Raw genomic sequence first — 291 nt, 5'->3', positions numbered from 1 at the left:
CTGCTTTTTGAAATAGCCCCAGATATGCTGAAAGGCATTGGAGACTTGGCCACGATTTTCCGGCAGGGCTAGCGCTTGCTGGATTAGGTCCTCGACGTGGCTGACCTCTACCTGGTCTTGCTTGAGGTACTCCCGGATTTCCTTGTAGAGATTACTGGAACGACTGAGTACCAGGTATTTATTTTTCGCCCATAGGACTTGACAGTGATGTTTTTGATCCACTCGTGTCTCCTTTTGATCTTCTCTATCAATAGTCCTCCCATTATACCATGGAAATGAGTGAAGTTATAA

The 291-nt window shown here is 45.7% G+C and carries 1 protein-coding gene; it reads right to left on the bottom strand.

Translation table 11 applies throughout. The annotated features are described in order from the left end of the window. Window positions 1-222 (bottom strand): DUF1722 domain-containing protein (locus tag SPADD19_RS11180; protein WP_128861653.1); only part of this gene is annotated, 222 nt, incomplete at its 3' end. Between the last annotated feature and the right edge of the window lie 69 nt (window positions 223-291).

It is taken from the genome of Streptococcus parasanguinis (genome assembly GCF_001578955.1).
GTDB lineage: Bacteria > Bacillota > Bacilli > Lactobacillales > Streptococcaceae > Streptococcus > Streptococcus parasanguinis_U.
Note: the sequence above shows the minus strand (reverse complement) of the source record. Positions and strands in the feature narration are given on the sequence as shown.